Annotated in this window: 22 protein-coding genes and 1 tRNA gene; 11 read left to right on the top strand and 12 right to left on the bottom strand. The window is 72.6% G+C overall.

Annotation, left to right across the window (positions count from 1 at the left end; all coding sequences use genetic code 11):
• Positions 1–3 precede the first annotated feature (3 nt).
• The 3 genes from ACFYMM_RS10715 to pdhA are packed head-to-tail and all read right to left on the bottom strand — an operon-like array spanning position 4 to position 3,502.
• Positions 4–1,338, bottom strand: a complete 1,335-nt coding sequence (locus tag ACFYMM_RS10715) for a dihydrolipoamide acetyltransferase family protein (RefSeq protein ID WP_388385479.1) — start codon at positions 1,336–1,338, stop codon at positions 4–6.
• A complete protein-coding gene (locus ACFYMM_RS10710; RefSeq protein WP_388385478.1) occupies positions 1,338–2,342 on the bottom strand; it encodes an alpha-ketoacid dehydrogenase subunit beta in 1,005 nt (334 codons plus the stop codon). Before ACFYMM_RS10710 ends, ACFYMM_RS10715 begins: the two co-directional genes overlap by 1 nt.
• Positions 2,339–3,502: a pyruvate dehydrogenase (acetyl-transferring) E1 component subunit alpha gene (gene pdhA, locus ACFYMM_RS10705; protein WP_388385477.1), complete on the bottom strand. Its 1,164-nt coding sequence runs from the start codon at positions 3,500–3,502 to the stop codon at positions 2,339–2,341. The genes ACFYMM_RS10710 and pdhA overlap by 4 nt, the downstream gene beginning before the upstream one ends.
• Positions 3,503–3,676: 174 nt before the next feature.
• On the opposite strand from pdhA, the gene ACFYMM_RS10700 reads away from it, so the two are divergent.
• Positions 3,677–4,177 (top strand): Lrp/AsnC family transcriptional regulator, encoded by a 501-nt coding sequence (locus ACFYMM_RS10700; protein ID WP_388385476.1) that lies wholly within the window; start codon positions 3,677–3,679, stop codon positions 4,175–4,177.
• 91 nt (positions 4,178–4,268) lie between these two features.
• Here ACFYMM_RS10700 and ACFYMM_RS10695 read toward each other — a convergent pair whose 3' ends face one another.
• Both ACFYMM_RS10695 and ACFYMM_RS10690 read right to left on the bottom strand, forming a co-directional pair.
• Complete coding sequence (locus ACFYMM_RS10695; protein WP_388385475.1) at positions 4,269–4,859, bottom strand: TetR/AcrR family transcriptional regulator; 591 nt, start codon at positions 4,857–4,859, stop codon at positions 4,269–4,271.
• A complete protein-coding gene (locus tag ACFYMM_RS10690) occupies positions 4,856–6,373 on the bottom strand; it encodes a 3-hydroxyacyl-CoA dehydrogenase (RefSeq protein ID WP_388385474.1) in 1,518 nt (505 codons plus the stop codon). Before ACFYMM_RS10690 ends, ACFYMM_RS10695 begins: the two co-directional genes overlap by 4 nt.
• A 161-nt stretch (positions 6,374–6,534) precedes the next feature.
• Between ACFYMM_RS10690 and paaN the strand changes: the two genes are divergently transcribed.
• A complete protein-coding gene (gene paaN, locus ACFYMM_RS10685) occupies positions 6,535–8,226 on the top strand; it encodes a phenylacetic acid degradation protein PaaN (protein WP_388385473.1) in 1,692 nt (563 codons plus the stop codon).
• On the opposite strand, the gene ACFYMM_RS10680 is transcribed toward paaN, so the two are convergent.
• From ACFYMM_RS10680 to ACFYMM_RS10670, 3 genes are read right to left on the bottom strand one after another with little or no spacing between them, the layout of a single operon-like run.
• Positions 8,223–8,960 (bottom strand): TrmH family RNA methyltransferase, encoded by a 738-nt coding sequence (locus ACFYMM_RS10680; protein ID WP_388385472.1) that lies wholly within the window; start codon positions 8,958–8,960, stop codon positions 8,223–8,225. The genes paaN and ACFYMM_RS10680 overlap by 4 nt on opposite strands.
• 10 nt (positions 8,961–8,970) lie before the next feature.
• A complete protein-coding gene (locus ACFYMM_RS10675; protein ID WP_388385471.1) occupies positions 8,971–10,218 on the bottom strand; it encodes an HTTM domain-containing protein in 1,248 nt (415 codons plus the stop codon).
• On the bottom strand, positions 10,215–11,057 hold the full coding sequence (locus ACFYMM_RS10670) for a DUF5819 family protein (RefSeq protein ID WP_388385470.1): 843 nt from the start codon (positions 11,055–11,057) through the stop codon (positions 10,215–10,217). The genes ACFYMM_RS10675 and ACFYMM_RS10670 overlap by 4 nt, the downstream gene beginning before the upstream one ends.
• 327 nt (positions 11,058–11,384) lie before the next feature.
• On the opposite strand from ACFYMM_RS10670, the gene paaA reads away from it, so the two are divergent.
• The 6 genes from paaA to ACFYMM_RS10640 all read left to right on the top strand — a co-directional run bounded on the left by paaA (position 11,385) and on the right by ACFYMM_RS10640 (position 16,387).
• The gene (paaA, locus tag ACFYMM_RS10665; protein WP_388385469.1) at positions 11,385–12,401 is read left to right on the top strand and encodes a 1,2-phenylacetyl-CoA epoxidase subunit PaaA; all 1,017 of its coding nucleotides are present in this window, start codon (positions 11,385–11,387) and stop codon (positions 12,399–12,401) included.
• Entirely contained in the window at positions 12,398–12,685 is a 288-nt protein-coding gene (gene paaB, locus ACFYMM_RS10660; protein ID WP_094218582.1) for a 1,2-phenylacetyl-CoA epoxidase subunit PaaB, read from the top strand. Before paaA ends, paaB begins: the two co-directional genes overlap by 4 nt.
• On the top strand, positions 12,682–13,401 hold the full coding sequence (paaC, locus tag ACFYMM_RS10655; RefSeq protein WP_388385468.1) for a 1,2-phenylacetyl-CoA epoxidase subunit PaaC: 720 nt from the start codon (positions 12,682–12,684) through the stop codon (positions 13,399–13,401). Before paaB ends, paaC begins: the two co-directional genes overlap by 4 nt.
• Positions 13,395–13,988, top strand: coding sequence for a 1,2-phenylacetyl-CoA epoxidase subunit PaaD (gene paaD, locus ACFYMM_RS10650; protein ID WP_388385467.1), 594 nt, complete (start codon positions 13,395–13,397; stop codon positions 13,986–13,988). The genes paaC and paaD overlap by 7 nt, the downstream gene beginning before the upstream one ends.
• Positions 13,988–15,046, top strand: a complete 1,059-nt coding sequence (locus tag ACFYMM_RS10645) for a 2Fe-2S iron-sulfur cluster-binding protein (RefSeq protein ID WP_388385466.1) — start codon at positions 13,988–13,990, stop codon at positions 15,044–15,046. Before paaD ends, ACFYMM_RS10645 begins: the two co-directional genes overlap by 1 nt.
• 186 nt (positions 15,047–15,232) lie before the next feature.
• Positions 15,233–16,387: an acyl-CoA dehydrogenase family protein gene (locus ACFYMM_RS10640; RefSeq protein WP_388385465.1), complete on the top strand. Its 1,155-nt coding sequence runs from the start codon at positions 15,233–15,235 to the stop codon at positions 16,385–16,387.
• Positions 16,388–16,441: 54 nt separating this feature from the next.
• Here the strand turns inward: ACFYMM_RS10640 and ACFYMM_RS10635 are convergent, their stop codons facing one another.
• The 4 genes from ACFYMM_RS10635 to ACFYMM_RS10620 all read right to left on the bottom strand — a co-directional run bounded on the left by ACFYMM_RS10635 (position 16,442) and on the right by ACFYMM_RS10620 (position 19,392).
• A complete protein-coding gene (locus tag ACFYMM_RS10635; protein WP_388385784.1) occupies positions 16,442–16,771 on the bottom strand; it encodes a rhodanese-like domain-containing protein in 330 nt (109 codons plus the stop codon).
• A 59-nt stretch (positions 16,772–16,830) separates the two neighbouring features.
• Entirely contained in the window at positions 16,831–17,643 is an 813-nt protein-coding gene (locus ACFYMM_RS10630; protein ID WP_388385464.1) for a hypothetical protein, read from the bottom strand.
• A 41-nt stretch (positions 17,644–17,684) separates the two neighbouring features.
• Entirely contained in the window at positions 17,685–19,100 is a 1,416-nt protein-coding gene (locus ACFYMM_RS10625; protein ID WP_388385463.1) for a DUF2252 domain-containing protein, read from the bottom strand.
• A gap of 208 nt (positions 19,101–19,308) precedes the next feature.
• Positions 19,309–19,392: transfer RNA gene (locus ACFYMM_RS10620), tRNA-Leu, on the bottom strand.
• 327 nt (positions 19,393–19,719) lie between these two features.
• Between ACFYMM_RS10620 and ACFYMM_RS10615 the strand changes: the two genes are divergently transcribed.
• The 3 genes from ACFYMM_RS10615 (at position 19,720) to ACFYMM_RS10605 (ending at position 22,791) form a co-directional block, all read left to right on the top strand.
• Positions 19,720–20,580: an FhaA domain-containing protein gene (locus ACFYMM_RS10615; RefSeq protein WP_388385462.1), complete on the top strand. Its 861-nt coding sequence runs from the start codon at positions 19,720–19,722 to the stop codon at positions 20,578–20,580.
• Positions 20,581–20,590: 10 nt separating this feature from the next.
• The gene (locus tag ACFYMM_RS10610; protein ID WP_388385461.1) at positions 20,591–21,118 is read left to right on the top strand and encodes an FHA domain-containing protein; all 528 of its coding nucleotides are present in this window, start codon (positions 20,591–20,593) and stop codon (positions 21,116–21,118) included.
• A 98-nt stretch (positions 21,119–21,216) separates the two neighbouring features.
• Positions 21,217–22,791: a Stp1/IreP family PP2C-type Ser/Thr phosphatase gene (locus ACFYMM_RS10605; protein ID WP_388385783.1), complete on the top strand. Its 1,575-nt coding sequence runs from the start codon at positions 21,217–21,219 to the stop codon at positions 22,789–22,791.
• The last annotated feature ends 26 nt before the right edge of the window (positions 22,792–22,817 follow it).

The raw sequence follows: 22,817 nt of genomic DNA, 5'->3' as shown, positions 1-22,817 counted from the left end.
GTATCACAGGGTGCGCAGAAGCACGGTCGGCTGCTCCACGCAGTCCGCCACGTACCGCAGGAAACCGCCCGCGGTGCCGCCGTCGCAGACCCGGTGGTCGAAGGTGAGCGAGAGCTGCACGACCTGGCGCACCGCCAGCTCGCCCTCGTGCACCCACGGCTTGGGGACGATCCGGCCGACGCCGAGCATGGCCGCCTCGGGGTGGTTGATGATCGGTGTGGAGCCGTCGACGCCGAACACGCCGTAGTTGTTCAACGTGAACGTGCCGCCGGTGAGTTCGCCGGGTGTCAGCGTGCCGGTCCGGGCGGCCTCGGTGAGCCGGGCGAACTCCGCGGTGAGCGACTCCGCGTCGCGCACATGGGCGTCGCGGACGACGGGCACCACCAGTCCGCGCTCGGTCTGCGCGGCGAACCCGAGGTGCACCTGGTCGAGCCGGACGACCTCCCTGGCCTCCATGTCGACGAAGGAGTTCAGCTCGGGGTACCGGGCGAGGGCGGCGGAGCAGATACGGGCGAGCAGCGCGAGGAGGGAGATCCTGGGCGCTCCGGCCGCGTTCATGGCGGTCCGCGCCCGCATCAGTTCCGTCGCGTCGGCGTCGACCCAGCAGGTGGCGTCCGGGATCTCCCGGCGGCTGCGGGAGAGCTTGTCGGCGACGGCGCCGCGGACGCCCTTCAGGGGGGTGCGCAGGCCCGCGGCAGAGGCGGCCGTGGAGGGAGCGGGGGTCCGTGTGTCCGCCGCTTCCCGCGGGCCGGCGGGGGCGGTGCCGGCTCGCAGGGCGCCCTCCACGTCGGCCCGCAGGATCAGCCCGTCCGGTCCGGAGCCCACCAGGTGCCGCAGGTCCACGCCGTTGTCCCGGGCCAGGCGGCGGACCAGGGGGGAGATCACGGGCACGGGGCCCTCGACGGGCGTGGGCGCGGCCACGCGCGCGTGGGGCGCCGGGACGGGGTCCGGCCGCCGCGTCGACGCCTTCTCGGCGGCCGCGCCGTCCGCGACCGCCGACGTCCGGACCCGGCGCCGGCGCGCCGCCGGCGCGCCCGTGCCGTAGCCCACCAGGACGTTGCCTGAGCCCTCCGGGGCGTCCGTGGGGGCCGGTGCGCCGACCGCCACCGTCAACAGGGGCGCTCCTACCGGCAGTTCGGTGCCCTCCTCGCCGAAGCGGGCGGTGACCACGCCGCCGTAGGGGCAGGGGACCTCGACCATCGCCTTGGCGGTCTCGACCTCGACCACCGGCTGGTCGATGGCGACGACATCGCCGACCCGCACCAGCCAGCGGACGATCTCCGCCTCGGTCAGTCCCTCCCCGAGGTCGGGGAGCTTGAACTCCAGCACGTGTGCCATCAGCCCTCGGCCTCCCACTGCAGACGCGCCACGGCGTCCAGGATGCGGTCGACGCCGGGCAGGTGGTGCCGCTCCAGCATCGGGGGCGGGTAGGGGATGTCGAACCCGGAGACGCGCAGCACCGGCGCCTCCAGGTGGTGGAAGCAGCGCTCGGTGACGCGGGCCGCGATCTCCCCGCCCGGGCCGCCGAACCCGCCCGACTCGTGCACGACGACCGCGCGTCCGGTGCGCCGTACCGCCGCGCAGACCGTCTCGTCGTCGAACGGCACCAGGGAGCGCAGGTCGACGACCTCCAGGTCCCAGCCCTCCGCGCGTGCGGCCTCGGCGGCCTCCAGGCAGATGGGCAGGGAGGGGCCGTAGGTGAGGAGCGTGGCGCTCCGGCCCGGGCGTCGCACCACCGCGCGGCCGATCGGTTCGACGTCGGTGGGGTGGTCGGGGTTCCAGGAGTCCTTCGACCAGTACAGCCGCTTGGGCTCGAAGAAGACCACCGGGTCGTCGGAGGCGATGGCCGCGCGCAGCAGCCCGTAGGCGTCGGCCACGGTCGCGGGTGTGACCACGTGCAGCCCGGGGGTGGCCATGTAGTAGGCCTCGGAGGAGTCGCTGTGGTGCTCGACACCGCCGATGCCGCCGCCGTAGGGGACGCGGATGGTGATGGGCAGGGGCATCCGGCCGCGGGTGCGGTTGCGCATCCGGGAGACGTGGCTGATCAGCTGTTCGAAGGCGGGGTAGGCGAAGGCGTCGAACTGCATCTCCACGACCGGGCGCAGGCCGTACATCGCCATGCCGACGGCCGTACCGAGGATGCCCGCCTCGGCCAGCGGGGTGTCCGTGCAGCGGTCCTCGCCGAACTCCTTGGCGAGGCCGTCGGTGACCCGGAAGACACCGCCGAGCGTGCCGACGTCCTCGCCCATGACGTGCACGGCCGGGTCGGCGGCCATCGCGTCGCGCAGTGCGCGGGTCAGCGCCTGCGCCATGGTGGCGGGCTTGACGGCGACAGTGGTCATCGGTGGCCGCCTTCCGGCTGCTCTTCGTCGCCCTGGTCGGCCCGCTCGGCCTCCAGCTCGGCACTCAGCAGGGCGCGCTGCTCGCGCAGTTGCGCGGTGGGCTCGTCGTACACGTGGTCGAAGAGGTCCATGGGGTCGAGCCTCGGGTCACGGTTCATGCGCTCGCGCAGGTCCGCGGCCATCGCCTCGGCGTCCTCGCGGGCGGCCCGGATGCCGTCCTCGTCGAGCAGGCCGCGGCCGGTCAGCTCGCGCTCCAGCAGTTGGACGGGGTCGTGCGCGCGCCAGGCCTCGACCTCGGTGTCGCCCCGGTAGCGGGTGGCGTCGTCGGCGTTGGTGTGGGCGTCGATGCGGTAGGTGACCGCCTCCACCAGGGTGGGTCCGCCGCCCGCGCGCGCCTGCCGGACGGCGGCGCCGAGGACCTCGTGCACGGCGGCGGCGTCGTTGCCGTCGACCAGCCGGCCCGGCATGCCGTAGCCGACGGCCTTGTGGGCCAGGGAGGGGGCGGCGGTCTGCTTGGCGAGCGGGACGGAGATGGCGAAGCCGTTGTTCTGGACCAGGAAGACGACCGGTGCCTGCCAGACGGCGGCGAAGTTCAGCGCCTCGTGGAAGTCGCCCTCGCTGGTGCCGCCGTCGCCGACCATGGCGAGCGCGACCACGTCGTCGCCCTTGAGGCGGGCGGCGTGGGCGAGGCCGACGGCGTGCGGGAGCTGGGTGGCGAGGGGGGTGCTCAGCGGTGCCACCCGGTGCGCGCGGGGGTCGTAGCCGGTGTGCCAGTCGCCGCGCAGCAGGGTCAGCGCCTCGACCGGGTCGACGCCCCGGCTGACCACGGCGAGGGTGTCGCGGTAGCTGGGGAAGAGCCAGTCGCGGTCCTCCAGCGCGAGCGCGGCGGCCACCTCGCAGGCCTCCTGGCCGGTGGTGGAGGGGTAGACGGCCAGGCGGCCCTGCTTGGTCAGGGCGGTGGCCTGGGCGTTGTAGCGGCGGCCGCGGACCAGCAGGGCGTAGAGCCGGCGCAGCAGTTCCGGGTCGGCCTGGAGGGCCGCGTCGGTGCCGAGGACGCGGTACGGCTCCGCGTCGGGCAGCAGCGGCGCGGGGTCCATCCGGGGCTGCCAGGCGGGCGGCGGCGAAGGCCGGTACGCGCCTCGCTGCTCCATCACCGTCATGACGGCACCTCCTCGTGGGAGCGGTACGGGAGGCGGGTCGGCAGTGACCCGTCTCACCTACCGATTGTTCGGTCGTCGGCACATTTTGGCTACAGGCCCCGTCAGGCTGTGGACAAACGGTTCTCCACAACCTGAAATGAACGCACTACGTCCACGGCAGGGAGGCGGGGGCACATGGCACCTGAACAAATGGCCGAGGGCCCGGAGGCCGGCGCCGTCCTGCCGCCGCCGCGCCCGCTGGACGCCATTGATCAGGACATCCTGCAGATCCTGCAGACGGACGGCCGCGCCTCGATACGGTCCGTCGCCGAACGCGTCCACGTCTCCCGCGCCAATGCCTACGCCCGCATCAACCGCCTCATCGAGGACGGCGTCATCCGGGGCTTCGGCGCCCGCGTCGACCACGAGCGGGCCGGACAGGGCACCTCGGCGTACATCACACTGAAGATCGTCCAGAACACCTGGCGCACCGTGCGCGAGCAGCTCAGCCAGCTGCCCGGGGCCTCCCACATCGCCCTGGTGGGCGGGGACTTCGACGTGCTGCTGCTGGTGCACACGCCGGACAACAGGGCGCTGCGCGAGCTGGTACTCACCCGTCTCCAGGCCCTCCCCGAGGTGCTCAGCACGCGCACGCTGCTGGTGTTCGAGGAGGCGGACCTGGAGCCGCAGGACTGATTCCGGCCGTTCTCGCCCTCAGACACCCCTGCCCTCAGGGTCCCTCTCCTCAGGGGGCCTGTCCTCAGGCGCCCCTGACGTGTCCCTGTCCTCAGACGTCCTTGCGCAGGCCGCCGAAGGCGAGCTGGACCACCGCGTCCGCCACCTCGCGCTCGTTCATGCCGCGCCCGTCGGGCCGGTACCACTCCACGATCGAGTTGATCATCCCGAAGACCAGCCGGGTGGCCAGCCGTACCTCCACGTCCCCGCGCACGTCCCCGTCGGCGGCCGCGGCCTTCAGCAGCTCGGCCACCTGGTGGTCGAAGTCGCGGCGCCGCTCCAGCGCCCAGCGCTCGGTGCCGGTGTTGCCGCGCACCCGCAGCAGCAGCGTCACGTAGGGCAGCTCGGCTATGAGGACCTCGACCATGCGCCGTACGACGTGCTCCAGGCGGTCCGCGGGCCGCCCCCCGCGCGCGTGCTCCTCGTCGAGGATGCCGAAAAGGCCGTCCAGCGCCCGGCTGACGGCGCGGCGCAGCAGCTCCTCCTTGCCGGAGACGTGGTGGTAGATCGACGACTTGGAGATGCCGGCCGCCTTGGAGAGGTGCTCCATGGAGGTGCCGTCGTAGCCGCGTTCGTTGAAGACCTGGACGGCGACGGTGAGCAGCGTCTCGGGGGTGTAGGTGTCGCGCTTGGCGGTGGTCATGAGCCGCTGCCCTCCCGCTTGTCGGTGGCGTACGCGTGGCGGTAGAGCGCCAGGGAGGGCGCGTACCGGCCGGAGGGTTCGCGCAGGTGCAGGTCGTCCAGCAGGCCGTAGGCGAAGTCGCGGCCGAGCCGGCGGCTCCACTCGAAGGGGCCGAGCGGGTAGTTGACGCCCAGGCACATCGCGGTGTCGATGTCCTCCTCGGTGGCCACGCCCTTGGCCACGGCGTCGTGCGCGAGGTCGACGATCCGGGCGACCGTGCGCGCGACGATCATGCCGGGGACGTCGCCGATGACGCTGACGTCCTTGCCGAGCGCCTGGAAGAGGCCGATGGCCTCGGCGAGGGTCTGCGGGGAGGTGTCCTGGGAGGCGGACAGGGCGATGCGGGTGGCTCGGCGGTAGTCGAGGGCGAGATCGAAGTAGACGACATCGCGGAACTCGACGGAGGTCTGGCCGTCGGCGAGGGCCAGCTGGCCGCCGCCGGGCAGCACCAGGCGGGTGCCGTGGTCCTCGTCCTCCTCGCGGACCTGGATGCCCGCCTCGCGGATCAGCGGGAGCAGCTCGGCCGCCGGGCCGAGACCGCCCTCGGCGACGACGTAGGCGGGCGGCCGGGCCTGCTCGGCGGTGTGCGGCTCGGTCCGCTCGGCGCCGTCCGCGTAGTCGTACCAGCCGTGTCCCGACTTGCGGCCCAGACGGCCGGACTCGACCAGGCGGCGCTGCGCCAGGGAAGGGGTGAAGCGGACGTCCCGGAAGAAGGCCTCCCACACGGAGTGGGTGACGGACTCGTTGACGTCCTGGCCGATCAGGTCGGTCAGCTCGAACGCGCCCATCCGGAAGCCGCCGCACTCGCGCAGGACGGCGTCGATGGTGGCGGGGTCGGCGGCCTGGGCCTCGAGGACGGCGAAGGCCTCCGCGTAGAACGGCCGGGCGATGCGGTTGACGATGAACCCGGGGGTGTCGGCGCAGGCCACCGGGGTCTTGCCCCAGGCGCGGGCGATCTCGTACGCGCGCGTGGCCGACGTGACGTCGGTGGCGAACCCGGAGACGACCTCGACCAGCGGGAGCAGCGGGGCCGGGTTGAAGAAGTGCAGGCCGACGAGGCGGCCGGGGTTGCGCAGGGCGCCGCCGATGGCCGTCACCGACAGGGAGGAGGTGTTGGTGGCGAGCAGGCAGTCGTCGGCGACGATGTCCTCCAGCTCGCCGAAGAGCCGCTGCTTGACGTCCAGCCGCTCCAGGACGGCCTCGACGACCAGCGCGCACTCCGCCAGGTCGGCCAGGGTCTCGGCGGGCCTCAGGCGGGCGCGGGCCGCGTCCCGGTCGGCGGCGGTCAGCCGGTCCTTCGCCACGAGCCGGTCGAGGCGGGCGCCGATCGCTTCGGCCGCGTCCCGGGCCCGCCCGGGTACGGCGTCGTACAACCGCACGGGGTGGCCCGCGACCAGCGCGACCTGGGCGATGCCCTGGCCCATGGTGCCGGTGCCGACGACGGCCACGGGGCTGCTGAGGTCGAGTGCTGTCATGTGCGCGATCCTCCCGCACGGGGTTTTCCACAGATGCGGCGGACCCCCTTGTCCCGACCGATCGTTCGGTTACTCTAACTCTGACCGGCTGTTCCTGCCCATGTTTCCGCCAGGTCGATGAGCTCGACGGAGAGTTCTCTGAGACGAGGAGTTGGTCCCGCATGGCCGCCGAACCGACCACGCACGAACTGATCGCCAAGCACCGGCCCACGCTCGACCAGGCGCTGGAAGCGATCCGCACCCGCGCGTACTGGTCTCCGCATCCCGAGCACCCCAAGGCGTACGGCGAGCACGGCAGCCTCGACGCGGCGGCGGGCAAGGCCGCCTTCGACGCCCTCCTGGGCACCCGCCTGGACCTCGGCCAGCCCGGCACCGACGACTGGGTGGGCGGCGAGGTCTCGCCGTACGGCGTCGAGCTGGGCGTGACCTACCCGCACCCGGACCTCGACGTGCTGCTGCCCGCGATGAAGGCGGGCCAGCGGGCCTGGCGGGACGCGGGGGCGGAGATCCGGGCCGTGGTCTGTCTGGAGATCCTCAAGCGGATCAGCGACCGGACGCACGAGTTCGCGCACGCCGTCATGCACACCTCCGGCCAGGCCTTCATGATGGCGTTCCAGGCGGGCGGCCCGCACGCCCAGGACCGCGGTCTGGAGGCGGTCGCGTACGCGTACGTGGAGCAGGTCCGCACGCCCGACACGGCGGAATGGACGAAGCCCCAGGGCAAGCGCGACCCGCTGGCGCTGAGCAAGCGGTTCACGGCGGTGCCGCGCGGGATCGCGCTGGTCATCGGCTGCAACACCTTCCCGACCTGGAACGGCTTCCCGGGCCTGTTCGCCTCCCTCGCCACCGGCAACGCGGTCCTGGTCAAGCCGCACCCGCGCGCGGTGCTGCCGCTCGCGCTCACCGTGCGGGTCGCGCGCGAGGTGCTCGCCGCGTCCGGATTCGACCCGAACCTGGTGGCGCTGGCCGCCGAGCGCCCCGGCGAGGGCGTCGCCAGGACGCTGGCCACCCGCCCCGAGATCCGGATCATCGACTACACGGGCTCGACGTCCTTCGGCGACTGGCTGGAGGCCAACGCCCGCCAGGCGCAGGTCTACACGGAGAAGGCCGGCGTCAACACGGTGATCGTCGACTCGACCGACGACTACAAGGGGATGCTCTCCAACCTGGCCTTCTCGCTGTCCCTGTACAGCGGCCAGATGTGCACCACCCCGCAGAACCTGCTGATCCCGCGCGACGGCATCCGCACCGAGGAGGGCCCGAGGACCTTCGACGAGGTGGTCGCGGACCTCGCCCGCTCGGTGGACGGCCTGCTCGGCGACGACGCGCGCGCGAACGCCCTGCTGGGCGCGATCGTCAACCCGGACGTGAAGGCCCGCCTGGAGGCCGCGGCGGGGCTCGGCGAGGTGGCCCTCGCCTCCCGGGAGGTCGGCAACCCGGAGTTCCCGGACGCGGTGGTGCGCACGCCCGTGATCGTGAAGCTCGACAGCGCCAAGCCGGACGACGAGGCCGCCTACATGAGCGAGTGCTTCGGGCCCGTCTCCTTCGCCGTCGCGGTCGACTCGGCGGCGCACGCCGTGGAACTGCTGCGGCGCACCGTCCGCGAGAAGGGCGCGATGACGGTCGGCGCGTACACGGTGGACGACGAGGTCGAACAGGCGATCACGGAGGTCTGCCTGGAGGAGGCCGCCCAGCTGTCGCTGAACCTCACCGGCGGCGTGTACGTCAACCAGACCGCCGCCTTCTCGGACTTCCACGGCTCGGGCGGCAATCCGGCGGCCAACGCGGCGCTCACCGACGGGGCGTTCGTCGCAGGCCGCTTCCGCGTGGTGGAGGTCCGCCGGGAGGTCTAGACCGTGGCGCTCCAGTGGTACAGCGTCATGGCCACGCTGGTCGCGAGGTTGTAGCTGGAGACCTGGGGGCGCATCGGCAGGGACAGCAGGTGGTCGGTCCGCGCGCGCAGTTCGGCGGACAGGCCGCTGCGTTCGGAGCCGAAGGCCAGGACGGCGTCGTCCGGGAGCCTCACGCCCCGGATGTCGTCGCCCTCCGGGTCGAGCGCGAACACCGGTCCCGGGGGCAGCTCGTCCACGCCGAGCCGCTCCACGGCGGTCGCGAAGTGCAGTCCCGCGCCGCCGCGCACCACCGTGGGGTGCCAGGGGTCGAGCGTGCCGGTGGTGACCACCCCGGTCGCACCGAAACCGGCGGCCAGCCGGATCACCGCCCCCGCGTTGCCCAGGTTGCGCGGGTTGTCGAGGACCACGACGGGGGCGGTGCGGGGCGTGTGGGCCAGGGCGCGCAGCTGGTCCTCGCGCGAGGGCCGTACGGCCAGGGCGGCGACCCCGGTGGGGTGCGGGCGCGGCACCAGGGTCGCGTAGACGGCCTCCGGCACCTCGGTCAGGAGCGCGTCCAGCGCCTTGTGGACGTCCGGGGCCAGCTCCTCGGCGAGGGCGAGCGCGGCCCGCCGGCCGGTGGTGACCGCGACCGGTACGTCGGCCCCGAAGCGCAGCGCGTGCTTGAGGGCGTGGAAGCCGTCGAGCAGTACGGCGGTGGTGGCGTGCTCGCGCCAGCGGATCACGGGGTCGCTCATGCGGGCGAGCCTACGCGGCCGTCTCCCTCGCCCCCGTGGCGTCTCCGGGGGGCTCTCCCGCGGTGTCTGCGCGGGTCCCTCCCGCGGTGTCTCCCGGGGCGGGAGGCGGTGGCAGCGGGCGGTCCCGCCGGGCCAGTCGCTCACGCGCGCGTGCCGCCCGGCCGCCGAGCCGGAGCAGGAACGAGGTGGGCAGGAAGACCGAGTCCGCCGCGATCATCGCCAGCGAGAAGAACGGCAGGCCGAGGACGACCGCGATCACGGCGTGCTCGGTCATCATCAGGGCCAGCAGGACGTTCTTGACCCGCCGGTTGAACAGCGTGAACGGGAAGGCGACCTGCACGATGACGGTGCCGTAGGTCACCAGCATCACCAGGGTGCCGTTGGCCGAGAGCAGGTCGGCGAGGCCGGGCCAGGGCGAGAAGTAGTCCAGGTGGAGGGGGTAGTAGACGGCGGTGCCGTCCTGCCAGCGGGAGCCCTGGATCTTGTACCAGCCGGCGGTGGCGTAGATCAGGCACGCCTCCGCCATGATCACGAACAGGGCGCCGTTGTGCAGGACGTTGGCGATCACGTCCAGCAGGATCCGCGGCTGCCGCAAGCGTGGCCGGCGCCCGGCGGCCCACCACAGGGCCAGCGCCACCCACACCGCCCACAGCAGCGCGGGCACCAGCCGGCCGCCGCCGAGCCGGCCGGCCAGGGCCACCACGGCCAGCGCCGTGCCGGACACCACCCACAGGACCGGCCCCACACGGTCGGGAGCGAGCCGTCCGGGCCGCTGCGCACACGCGCGCGCCGCCCGTCGTGCGTCGAGGGACCAGACCTGTCCGCAGCGCGTGAACACCAGGTAGAAGGACATCAGGTGCAGGACGTTGTCGCCGCCGTCGCCCACGAAGACGCTGCGGTTCTGCAGGGACAGCACACCCACCATGAACAGCACGGATGCGGTGCGGGTGCGCCAGCCCAGCAGCAGCAGGGCGCTGGAGACGAGCGCCAGCGCGTAACAGCTCTCGAACCAGAACTGTCCGTTCGCCCACGTCAGGGCCGTGAAGGCGTGGTTGTCCGCGGTCAGCTGCCGGGCCAGGTCCAGGTTCCACGGACCGTTCGGGCCGTACAGCTCCTGGTGGTGCGGGAACTCGCGCAGCAGGAACAGCAGCCACGTCGCGGCGAAGCCGATACGGATGACGGCGGTCTGGTACGGCCCGAGGGGCGACTCGGTCACGCGGGCGATACCCCGGGAGACGGTCAGCGCGAGACGGTTCACCGCACACCTCCCGCGGCCTCGTCCGCCGTGACCGTCCACCACGGCAGCTCCCGGTAGACGGGCTTGCCGGAGACCTGCTCGGTGCTCCACTTCGGCGGCGGCACATCGGTGGTGCAGGAGCGGATCTGGACGCGCTGGACGACCCCCTCCTGACGGATCGCGTCCTCCCGGTGCAGGCGCATCACCACGATCCGGCGCAGGTACTCCTCGGAGAGCGTGCCGCGCAGGCCCACCGGACGGGCGTCGTTGTCGTGCGTGCCGACGAAGAAGTCCCAGGCGCGGCGCAGCTCGTTCTGGACGGTGTGGCTGGGCAGCAGGCTGCCGTCGATGGCCGCGCCGTCCTCGGCCGACAGATCGGTCCAGCCGGTGGTCACCACGCTGCCGTCCTTCGCCCGCACCTCGGCGCGCGCCTGTACGGCGATGTTCTGCTGGAGCGGATTGGGCGCGAACAGCTTCCAGTTCTGCTCGAACTCCGGATACACCCATTCCTCCACCGCTTTGCCGTGCTGCTTGGTCATCGTGTTCGCCGGCGCCACGCTGAGGAACACCATCCCGAGGTGCGCGCAGACGGCGACGGCGACGACCGCGAGGGCCAGCGCCGCACCTACCCGGTAGCACGGGGAGAGGGCGGCGACGCCGGTGCGCGGGGGCACGGGCTCGGACACGGGCTCGGACACGGGCTCGGACACGGGCTGCGGGGGCGGCGGAGGGGAGGCCGGCGCGGGCGGCGACTCGGCGGCCGGCGGGTCGGAGGCGGGAGGCGATGCGGGGTCGGAGGCCGACCGCGACGCGGGGTCGGAGGCCGGCCGGGCGTTCGAGTCCTCGTCGTACGCGTCCATTCCGCCCGCTCCCCGGTTCCGCTCGGTAATCCGGCCGCCCGCCGCGGGACGCGGCACCGCATGCCCCACGAGCACCACTGCCGGGCGCTCGCACGAACGGTACTCAGCCTCACCCGCCGGGCCCAGCCCCGAGGGGCGGCCGGGCCACGTGGCCATCGCCACGTCAGCGGCGCGACCGGCCCGGACCGGAAGGTTGTCCACAGGCCGCCGGGCACGTTTTCCACAGCGGTTGACACCCGCGGCGGCCCGGCACACCATGGAATCGCACCGGACCGAACGATCGGTCGGGACGACGCTCACGGCAGAGCCCGAGGTCAGGGGGACCGCATGGCCACAGCAGCCGCGCACCGCACGGCCCGCACAGCGGCGGACGGCGCACCGGACACCGCCGGCACGGCGGCGTACGAGCGTGCCTTCGACGCCGCGGTGGCCGCCGAGGAGCGCATCGAGCCACGTGACTGGATGCCCGACGCCTACCGCGCGACGCTGGTCCGGCAGATCGCCCAGCACGCCCACTCCGAGATCATCGGCATGCAGCCGGAGGCCAACTGGATCACGCGGGCGCCCAGTCTGCGCCGCAAGGCGATCCTGATGGCCAAGGTGCAGGACGAGGCGGGCCACGGCCTGTATCTCTACAGCGCGGCCGAGACCCTCGGGACGGGCCGCGACGAACTGCTCGACAAGCTGCACAGCGGCCGCCAGAAGTACTCGTCGATCTTCAACTACCCCACCCTGACCTGGGCGGACGTCGGCGCGATCGGCTGGCTGGTGGACGGTGCCGCGATCACCAACCAGGTCCCGCTGTGCCGCTGCTCCTACGGTCCGTACGCCCGCGCGATGGTGCGGATCTGCAAGGAGGAGTCCTTCCACCAGCGCCAGGGGTACGAGCTGCTGCTGGCCCTCAGCAAGGGCACCGAGGAGCAGCACGCGATGGCGCAGGACGCGGTGGACCGCTGGTGGTGGCCGTCGCTGATGATGTTCGGCCCGCCCGACGACGAGTCACAGCATTCCGCGCAGTCCATGGAGTGGAAGATCAAGCGCCACTCGAACGACGAGCTGCGCCAGCGGTTCGTCGACATCTGCGTCCCCCAGGCCGAGTCACTGGGCCTGACCCTGCCGGACCCGGACCTCCGGTGGAACGAGGAGCGGAAGCAGCACGACTTCGGAGCGATCGACTGGACGGAGTTCTGGGAGGTCCTCAAGGGCAACGGCCCGTGCAACGAACAGCGGATCACCCAGCGCAGGCGGGCCCACGACGAGGGAGCCTGGGTCCGGGAGGCGGCGGTGGCCTACGCGGCCAAGCACACCGGGGACACCGGTGGGACAGGAGCGACGCGAGCATGACGAACACCGACTGGCCCCTGTGGGAGGTCTTCGTGCGCTCCCGGCGCGGTCTCTCCCACACCCACGCCGGCAGCCTGCACGCGCCCGACGCGGAACTCGCCCTGCGCAACGCCCGCGACCTGTACACCCGGCGCGGCGAGGGCGTCTCGATCTGGGTCGTCCCGGCCGCCGCGATCACCGCGTCCTCGCCCGACGAGAAGGACCCGTTCTTCGAACCGGCCGCCGACAAGCCCTACCGGCACCCCACCTTCTACGAGATCCCGGAAGGGGTGAAGCACCTGTGACCGCCACCGTCCCCGCGACCGCCGCGCTCGCCCTCGGCGACGACGCCCTGGTGCTCTCCCACCGTCTGGGGGAGTGGGCCGGCCACGCCCCGGTCCTGGAGGAGGAGGTCGCCCTGGCCAACATCGCGCTGGACCTGCTCGGCCAGGCCCGCCTCCTGCTGTCGATGGCGGGCGACGAGGACGAGCTGGCCTATCTGCGCGAGGAACGCGCCTTTCGCAACCTGCAGCTGACCGAGCAGCCGAACGGCGACTTCGCCCACACCATCGCCCGTCAGCTGTACTTCTCCACCTACCAGCAGCTGCTCTACACAGAACTGGCCGCCGGGCAGGGCCCCTTCGCCCCGCTGGCCGCGAAGGCGGTCAAGGAGGTCGCCTACCACCGCGACCACGCCGAGCAGTGGACGCTGCGGCTCGGCGACGGCACCGAGGACAGCCACCAGCGGATGCGGCGGGCGTGTGCGGCGCTGTGGCGGTTCACCGGGGAGCCGTTCCAGCCGGTGGAGGGCCTGGACGCCGACTGGGCCGGGATGGAGACGGCATGGCTGGAGTCCGTGACGGACGTGCTGCACCGGGCCACCCTCACCGTCCCGGACGGGCCGCGGACCGGCGCCTGGTCGGCGGGCGCCGGCCGGCAGGGTGTGCACACCGAGTCCTTCGGGCGGATGCTCGCCGAGATGCAGCATCTGCACCGCAGTCACCCGGGGGCGTCATGGTGACGGCCACCGCCCTGGAGGCGGAGCTGCTGGCGCTGGCCGGCTCGGTCCCCGACCCGGAGCTGCCCGTGCTCACCCTGGAGGAACTGGGTGTGCTGCGCGCGGTGCACCTCACGGACACGGGCGCGGTCGAGGTGGAGCTGACCCCCACCTACACCGGCTGCCCGGCCGTCGAGGCGATGTCCACGGACATAGAGCGGATCCTGCGCGAGCACGGCGTGCGCGAGGTCACCGTCCGCACGGTGCTCACTCCCGCCTGGTCGACCGACGACATCACGGCCGAAGGGCGCCGCAAGCTGCGGGAGTTCGGCATCGCTCCCCCGCGCGTCCGACAGGCCGGCGGCCAGGTGCCCCTGACCCTGGGCCCGACCCGGACGACCGGGTCCGAAGCCGTATCCGAAGCCGTATCCGAAGCCGTATCCGCGGCCGCATCGGGAGGGGAATCCGAAGGCGAACACGCGGCCGTGCACTGTCCGCACTGCGGCTCCGCCGACACCGAGCTGCTCAGCCGGTTCTCCTCCACCGCGTGCAAGGCGCTGCGCCGCTGCCTGGCCTGCCGGGAGCCGTTCGACCACTTCAAGGAGCTGTGATGGCGCGCTTCCACCCGCTCCCGGTGGCCGCGGTCGAGCGGCTCACCGACGACTCCGTGGCCCTGACCCTGACCGTCCCGCCCGGGCTGCGCGCGGAGTACCGGCACGCGGCCGGCCAGCATCTCGCCCTGCGCCGGCGGTCCGACGGCACGGAGATACGGCGGACCTACTCGATCTGCTCGCCCGCCCCGGGTCCCGAGGGGCCGGACACCCTGCGGGTCGGGGTGCGCCTGGTCGAGGGCGGTGCCTTCTCCACGTACGCGCTGAAGGAGATCGGCGTCGGGGACGAACTGGAGGTGATGACCCCGGCCGGACGCTTCACCCTCGAACCGGCGCCCGGTCTGTACGCGGCGATCGTCGGCGGCAGCGGCATCACCCCGGTCCTGTCGATCGTCTCGACGCTGCTGGCGCGCGAGCCCGGCGCCCGGTTCTGTCTGATACGCAGCGACCGTACGGCCGCCTCGACGATGTTCCTGGAGGAGGTCGCCGACCTCAAGGACCGCTATCCCGAGCGGCTGCAGCTGGTCACCGTGCTCTCCCGGGAGGAGCAGCAGGCCGGACTGCCGTCTGGGCGGCTCGACCGGGAGCGGCTGGTGAGCCTGCTGCCCGCGCTGCTGCCGGTGGCGGCGGTGGCGGGGTGGTTCCTGTGCGGGCCGTTCGGGCTGGTGCAGGGGGCGGAGAAGGCGCTGCGGGACCTCGGGGTGGACCGGGCCAGGGTCCATGAGGAGATCTTCCACGTGGACGGGAGCCCGGCCCCGGCGGCGACCGCGCCGGCGCCCGCGCACAGCACCGTGACCGCACGGCTGGACGGGCGTGGCGGCAGCTGGCCGGTCCGGGACGGGGAGTCCCTGCTGGAGACGGTGCTGCGCAACCGGCCCGACGCGCCCTACGCCTGCAAGGGCGGGGTGTGCGGGACCTGCCGGGCCTTCCTGGTCGCGGGCGAGGTGCGGATGGACCGCAACTTCGCGCTGGAGGCGGAGGAGACGGAGGCCGGGTACGTGCTGGCCTGCCAGTCGCATCCGGTGACGGAGAGGGTGGAGCTGGACTTCGACCGCTGAGCCCGCCGGGCCCGCTGAGCCCGGGGGCCCGCTGAGCCCGGGGGCCCGCTGAGAACGTCGACTCTCGGACCGCCGGACACCTGTGGGTGACGCCCCGTTCCCTTCTCCTAGAACCTGTTCTATCTTGACGGACCGTCAGATCTACATCGTCGCATCCGGTCGGCGGACCGCCGGGAGGACAGGGTCGTGGACTTCACCTTCACCGAGGAGCAGCTGGCGGCGGCCGAGGCGGCGCGGGGGGTGTTCACCGGGGTCGCACCGGACGCGGTGCCCAGCCCCGCCCGCACCACGGGCGCCGTCGCCGAGGACTTCGACCGGGCGCTGTGGGACAGGCTCGCCCACGCCGATCTGCTGAGCCTGCTGCTCGGCGAGGAGTACGGCGGGGCCGGCCTGGACGCCATCGCGCTGTGTCTGGTGCTGCGGGAGTCGGCGAAGGTGCTCGCCCGGGTGCCGTTGCTGGAGAGCAGCGCGGCGGCAGCGGCCGTACAGGCCTTCGGTGGCAGGGAGTTGGGGGAGCGGCTGCTGGCTCGGGCGGGGCGCGGTGAACTGGTGCTGACCGTCGCGGCCAACGGCCGTACCGGTCACGACGGCGCCGAACTCGCCGTCTCCGCGCGGCGGGAGGGGGAGGTGTGGGTGCTGGACGGGGTGCAGACGGGGGTGCCGTGGGCGTACGGCGCCGACCTCGTCGTCGTACCGGCGCGCACCGACGCCACCGACGCGGCCGTGGGAGCCGGGCGGACCGTGCTCGCGCTGGTGGCCCCCGGGCAGGTCGGGGCGGCCCTGGCCGAGCAGGTCTCCACCAGTGGGGAGCGGCTCGGAGAGCTGCGGCTGGAGTCCGTTCGGATCGCGGCCGGGGACGTCGTCGAGGCCGACGGCGCCTGGGAGTGGCTGCGGGCGCTGCTGGCCACCGGGACCTGTGCGCTGGCCCTCGGGCTGGGCGAGCGGGTGCTGCGGATGACGAGCGAGTACACCGGAAAGCGGGAGCAGTTCGGGTATCCGGTCGCGACCTTCCAGGCCGTCGCCGTGCAGGCCGCCGACCGGTACATCGACCTGCGGGCCATGGAGGCCACCCTGTGGCAGGCCGCCTGGCGGATCGGCTCCGGCGCGCAGGGGGTGCTGCCCGCCTTCGGAGACGTGGCCGTGGCCAAGATCTGGGCGTCGGAGGGGGTACGTCGGGTGGTGCAGACGGCGCAGCACCTGCACGGCGGGTTCGGCGCCGACACCGACTACCCGCTGCACCGGTACCACGCCTGGGCCAAGCACCTGGAGCTGGCGCTCGGCCCGGCGGCGGCCTACGAGGAGGAACTGGGGGATCTGCTGGCGGCGCATCCGCTCGCCTGACCGACGCGGCTCACCGACCGCTCCCCCGCGACCCGTCCCCGGCCTGCGCGCGCGTTACAGGACGGAGCCCGGCCGGCCCTCGTCCGTGACCACGGGGCGGCCGGCGGCCTGCCAGACCTGCATGCCGCCGTCCACGTTCACGGCGTCGATGCCCTGCTGGACCAGGTACATCGTGACCTGGGCCGAGCGGCCGCCGGAGCGGCAGATCACGTGGACCCGGCCGTCCTGCGGGGCGGCCTCGGTCAGCTCGCCGTACCGGGCGACGAACTCGCTGATGGGAATGTGCAGCGCCCCCTCGGCGTGGCCCGCCTGCCACTCGTCGTCCTCGCGGACGTCCAGCAGGAAGTCGTCGTCCTTGAGGTCCGTGACCTCCACCGTGGGCACACCAGCTCCGAAGTTCATACCGAAGACGCTACCCGACGGCCCGCCCGCGACAGCGGCACCTATTCCTGCGCCAACAGTGCCGCCAGCTCCGCCTCCCGCTGCGCCACGTCGGCCCGCAGCTTCCCGGCGATCTCGTCCAGCAGGGCGTCGGGGTCGTCCGGGGCCAGCCGCAGCATCCCGGCGATCGCGCCGTCCTCCAGTTCGCGGGCGACCAGGGTGAGCAGTTCCTTGCGCTGGGCGAGCCATTCCAGACGGGCGTACAGCTCCTCGCCGCGGCTCGGGCGCCGCTCGGCCGGTACCGGGCCCGCCGCCCACTCCTCGGCCAGCTCCCGCAGCAGCGCCTCGTCGCCGCGGGCGTAGGCGGCGTTGACGCGGGTGATGAACTCCTCGCGCCGTTCCCGCTCGGCGTCCTCCTGGGCCAGGTCGGGGTGGGCCTTGCGGGCCAGGTCCCGGTAGAGCCGTCGCGCCTCCTCGCTGGGACGCACCCGCTCCGGGGGCCGTACCTGCTGGTCGGTGAGCATCGCGGCGGCCTCCGGGAACAGGCCCTGCCCGTCCATCCAGCCGTTCATCAGTTCCTCGACCCCGGGCATCGGCAGGACCCGGGCGCGGGCCTCCTCGGCGCGGCGGATGTCCTCCGGATCGCCGGTGCGGGCGGCACGGGCCTCGGCGATCCGCGCGTCCAGTTCCTCCAGCCGGAGGTACAGAGGACCCAGCTTCTGCTCGTGCAGCCGGGAGAAGTTCTCGACTTCGACGCGGAAGGTCTCCACCGCGATCTCGTACTCGATCAACGCCTGCTCGGCGGCCCGCACGGCCCTCTCCAGCCGTTCCTCGGGCCGCGGTGCCTGGGACTCTTCAGCTTCCGGGGTCGTCACGCCACCAGCCTAGGCCCATTCGTCAAACGCCGGGCACGTGCCTATATCCCCAGCTCAGCGGCGATCCGGCCGGAGCGCACGGCCGCCACCAGATCGGCGTGGTCCGCCTCGGTGCGGTCGGCGTAGGCGAGGGCGAAGTCGGCCACCGCCTCGTCCAGCTCCTCGTTCTTGCCGCAGTAGCCGGCGATCAGGCGCGGGTCGGCGCTGTGCGAGTGGGCGCGGGCCAGCAGGGCGCCGGTCATCCGGCCGTAGTCGTCGATCTGGTCGGCGGCGAGCGCGGCGGGGTCGACGCTGCCCTTGCGGTTGCGGAACTGACGTACCTGGAAGGGCCGCCCCGCCACCGTCGTCCAGCCGAGCAGGATGTCGCTGACGACCTGCATCCGCTTCTGGCCCAGGACCACCCGACGCCCCTCGTGGTCGACCACCGGCGTCTCGAAGCCGGCCGTGGCCAGATGCGGGACCAGCGCCGACGGCCGGGCCTCCTTCACCTGCAGCACCAGCGGCTCGCCCCGGTGGTCCAGGAGCAGCACGACGTAGGACCGGGCGCCCACGCTGCCCGTGCCGACCACCCGGAAGGCCACGTCGTGCACCGCGTGCCGGGCGAGCAGCGGGTGGCGGTCCTCGGAGAGGGTCGTCAGGTACTCCTCCAGGGACGCCGTCACCGCCGCCGCCTCCGCGTCCCCGACCCGCCGCAGCACCGGCGCCGCGTCGACGAACCGGCGGCCGCCCTCCTCGGCGGCCTCGGTGGACTTCGCGGCGAACCGCCCGCTGGTGTTGGCCCGCGCCTTCTCCGAGACCCGGGCCAGCGTGCCGAGCAGGTCGTGGGCGTCGGTGTGGGAGACCAGTTCCTCGTCCGCGATGGCGTTCCAGGCGTCCAGCACCGGCAGCTTCGCCAACAGGCGCATGGTGCGCCGGTAGGCGCCCGTCGCGTCGTAGGCCGCCTTGCGGCAGGTGTCCTCGTCGGCCCCCGCCTCCCGCCCGGCCAGCACCAGCGAGGCGGCCAGCCGCTTCAGGTCCCACTCCCAGGGGCCGTGCGCCGTCTCGTCGAAGTCGTTGAGGTCGATGACGAGACCGCCGCGGGCGTCCGCGTACAGGCCGAAGTTGGCCGCGTGCGCGTCACCGCAGATCTGGGTGCCGATCCCGGTCGTGGGGGTACGGGCCAGGTCGTACGCCATGAGGCCGGCCGAACCCCGCAGGAAGGCGAACGGCGTCGCCGCCATCCGGCCCACCCGTATCGGGGTCAGCTCCGGTATCCGGCCGCGGTTGGACTCCTCCACCGCGCTCACCGCGTCCGGGCGGCCGGCGTCGAGGTCGAGGACGAGGTGTGCGGAGCGCGGCACGCTCGCGCGCAGCGCCTTGCCCTCGTCCTTCGCCGAGCCCTGCGGCGGCCACTGGGCGAACCCGCGCACCTGGGGGAGCCTGCGCTCCCGCCCCGTACCTGCTCCGGCCTCGGTCACCGCGACCGCCTCCCCCGAACACACGCCTGAACGATCACCACACGAATATCAGACGATCACCGGCACGGACATCAACTCGTCCGGACCGCACAGGCTCGGGAGCCCCACGTGACCTCGGCCACCTTGAGAGACTCATCACATCTCGAACACAAGCGGCCCGACAAACGATCAAGGGCCCATCGTTTTCACGATGGGCCCTTGATCTCTGTGCGCGAGGGGGGAGTTGAACCCCCACGCCCTTGCGGGCACTGGAACCTGAATCCAGCGCGTCTGCCTATTCCGCCACCCGCGCATTGGGTGTGTCCTCCGGTTCCGGCCCTTGTGGGCTGGCCCCTTCCGACATCCAGAACATTAGCACGTCGGACAGGGCGGGTTCACATCCCTTCTTCCGTCCCGGGCACGTATCAACCTCGTACCGGTCATGGTCATCTCCTCAGGAGCGGACCGGGTCCACAGCCAGGTGCGGGACACTGGTCTCGGGCCGCCTCTACGATCCTTGGCACGAGGAGTTCGAAGGGGAGCCGCTGGGGGAACCGGCTGATTGCCGGGCGCGTGGATACGATCAGTAAGCAGGACAAGGAAGAGCGGCGAAGAGCAGCAGCGACGGAGGAGGTGCCCCATGGGAGTCCTGAAGAAGTTCGAGCAGCGTCTCGAAGGTCTGGTCAACGGCACCTTCGCCAAGGTGTTCAAGTCCGAGGTCCAGCCGGTGGAGATCGCCGGCGCGCTCCAGCGGGAGTGCGACAACAACGCGACGATCTGGAACCGCGACCGCACGGTCGTACCCAATGACTTCATCGTGGAGCTGAGCACGCCGGACTTCGAGCGGCTCAGCCCCTACTCGGGGCAGCTGGGCGACGAGCTGGCCGGCATGGTCCGCGACTACGCCAAGCAGCAGCGCTACACCTTCATGGGACCGATCAAGGTCAACCTGGAGAAGGCCGACGACCTGGACACCGGTCTGTACCGGGTGCGCAGCCGCACCCTCGCCTCCTCCAGCAGCCAGCAGGCGCCCGCCGCGCCCGCGGCCCCCCAGTCCGCGCCGCCCACCGGCCGTCCCGGTCACGGCTTCCCGCCGCCCGCCGCGCCCGCCGGTGCGCCGCCGATGCCGGCCGCGCCGCCGCCCGGCGCCCGGCCCGGGGGCTACGGCTACCCGCAGCCCGCCACCCAGCGTCCCGCCGCCGCGCCGATGGGCGGCGGCCGCACCCGCTACTGGATCGAGATCAACGGCACCCGCCACCAGATCTCCCGCGCGACGCTGGTGCTGGGCCGCAGCACCGACGCCGACGTGCGGATCGACGACCCCGGCGTCTCCCGCCGGCACTGCGAGATCCGGACCGGAACGCCCTCGACGATCCAGGATCTCGGGTCCACCAACGGCATCGTGGTGGACGGACAGCACACCACCCGCGCTACGCTCCGCGACGGCTCGCGGATCGTCGTGGGCAGCACCACCATCATTTACCGGCAAGCCGAAGGGTGAAGCGGGGGCAATGTCAGAGCTGACCCTCACGGTCATGCGGCTGGGTTTCCTGGCCGTACTGTGGCTGTTCGTGATCGTGGCCGTGCAGGTCATCCGCAGCGACCTGTTCGGTACGCGCGTCACCCAGCGCGGATCGCGTAGGGAAGCGGCCCGTCCGCAGCCGCAGACGGCCCGGCAGCAGGCCGCGCCCCCGCAGCAGCGCGGCCAGCAGGCCGCCGGTGGCGGCGGCCGGCAGCGGCGCAACGCCCCCAGCAAGCTGGTGGTCACCGAAGGCACCCTGACCGGCACCACCGTCGCGCTCCAGGGCCAGACCATCACCCTGGGCCGCGCCCACGACTCCACGATCGTGCTGGACGACGACTACGCCTCCAGCCGCCATGCCAGGATCTACCCGGACCGCGACGGCAACTGGATCGTCGAGGACCTCGGATCCACCAACGGCACCTACCTGGACCGGTCCCGGCTGACGACACCCACGCCGATCCCGCTGGGCGCGCCGATCCGCATCGGCAAGACCGTCATCGAGCTGCGGAAGTAGTGCTGCATCATGAATAGGCGCGAGCGGAGCGAGCACGCAGCGGCAGGCCGCCACCCGGTCTCCGGCGCGCTCCCGACCGGAGGGTGGGCACCGTGCGGATGTACCCGGAGCCGACGGGCGAGGTGCGCATGAGTCTGTCACTGCGTTTCGCCGCCGGATCGCACAAAGGCATGATCCGCGAGGGCAACGAGGACTCCGGCTACGCCGGTCCGCGGCTGCTCGCCATCGCCGACGGCATGGGCGGCCAGGCGGCCGGCGAGGTCGCCTCCTCCGAGGTCATCTCCACCCTCGTCACGCTCGACGACGACGTGCCGGGCTCCGACATCCTCACCTCCCTCGGCCACGCCGTACAGCGCGCCAACGACCAGCTGCGCGCCATGGTCGAGGAGGACCCGCAGCTCGAGGGCATGGGCACCACCCTGACCGCGCTGCTGTGGACCGGACAGCGCCTCGGCCTGGTGCACGTCGGCGACTCCCGCGCCTACCTGCTGCGCGACGGCCTCCTCACCCAGATCACCCAGGACCACACCTGGGTGCAGCGCCTGGTCGACGAGGGCCGCATCACCGAGGAAGAGGCGACCACCCACCCCCAGCGCTCCCTGCTCATGCGCGCGCTGGGCAGCGGCGAGCACGTCGAGCCCGACCTGTCCATCCGCGAGGTCCGGGCCGGCGACCGCTATCTGATCTGCTCCGACGGCCTCTCCGGCGTCGTCTCCCACCAGACCATGGAGGAGACCCTCGCCAGCTACCAGGGCCCGCAGGAGACCGTCCAGGAGCTGATCCAGCTCGCGCTGCGCGGCGGCGGCCCGGACAACATCACGGTCATCGTCGCCGACGTCCTCGACCTGGACACCAACGACACCCTCGCCGGGCAGCTGTCCGACACCCCGGTCGTGGTCGGTGCCGTCGCGGAGAACCAGCACCACCTGCACGACAACGGCATCATGCAGACCCCGGCCGGCCGCGCCTCCCACCTCGGCCGCCAGGCACACGGCCAGGGCGGCGGAGGCGAGTTCGGCCCGCCCGGCTCCGGCGACACCACCGGCTACATCCCGGCCGGCAGCTTCGGCGACTACACCGACGACGACTTCGTCAAGCCCCGCAAGGGCCGCAGGTGGCTCAGGAGATCCCTCTACGGCGCCCTGGTCCTCGCCGTCATCGGCGGCGGCCTGTACGGCGGTTACCGGTGGACGCAGACGCAGTACTACGTCGGCGCCAACGACGAGCACGTCGCGCTCTACCGCGGCATCAGCCAGGACCTGGCCTGGGTGTCGCTGTCGAAGGTGGAGAAGGATCACCCCGAGATCGAACTCAAGTACCTGCCGCCCTACCAGCAGAAGCAGGTCAAGAACACGATCACGGAGGGCGGTCTGCAGGACGCCCGGTCGAAGGTCCAGGAGCTGGCCGTGCAGGCGTCCGCCTGCAAGAAGGAGACCCAGCGCCAGGCCGCCCAGAACCAGCAGAAGTCCAAGACGGGCAAGGGCCAGGCCCAGGGCACCACGGGAACCACCCGTAGCGCTCTCACGTCCAAGGCCTCACCGACACCCCACCCGTCGGGCTCGACTACCGCACCACCGAAGTCTCCGTCCACGACACCGTCCGCGACCCCCAGCCCCGGCCCCACCCTCTCGGAGGATGAGCAGAAGGTCGTCTCGCTGTGCGGTAAGCAGTAGGCAAGCCGTGAGAGGCCCCGTCACAC

The organism is Streptomyces sp. NPDC006739 (assembly GCF_042869815.1).
GTDB lineage: Bacteria > Actinomycetota > Actinomycetes > Streptomycetales > Streptomycetaceae > Streptomyces.
The sequence above is the reverse complement of the archived record's forward strand: the minus strand, read 5'-3'. Positions and strand labels throughout refer to the sequence as shown.